Origin of the sequence: Psychrobacter sp. CAL346-MNA-CIBAN-0220, from assembly GCF_040309805.1 — a bacterium.
In the GTDB taxonomy this organism is placed as follows: domain Bacteria; phylum Pseudomonadota; class Gammaproteobacteria; order Pseudomonadales; family Moraxellaceae; genus Psychrobacter.
On record NZ_JBEOPF010000621.1, the window covers coordinates 1 to 245 of the forward strand.

Here is a 245-nt window from a genome sequence, read left to right on the forward strand (position 1 = left end):
GCTTAGCCTGTGCAATTTGTATTGCTTGGCCATGTTGCGTTTGCTCGGCCACTAACACAGCATGTTGTGTTTGGTGCTGATGCAGCTGGGTTTGGGCGCTATCGCGTTGCTGTTTTGCATTGTTATACGCTGTTTCAAAATCGGCTATTAAGTTATTTAATTGCTGGTTTTGAGTGCTTGCATATGGGTGCTCAGTTGCACCGCACACTAAACATGGCTCGTTAGGAGCAAGTTGTGTACGTAAG

General features: G+C 46.1%; 1 protein-coding gene. It reads right to left on the bottom strand.

Annotation, left to right across the window (positions count from 1 at the left end; translation table 11 throughout):
* The coding region (locus tag AAEY88_RS15050; protein WP_350563686.1) for a hypothetical protein at window positions 1–245 on the bottom strand (245 nt) is incomplete at both ends.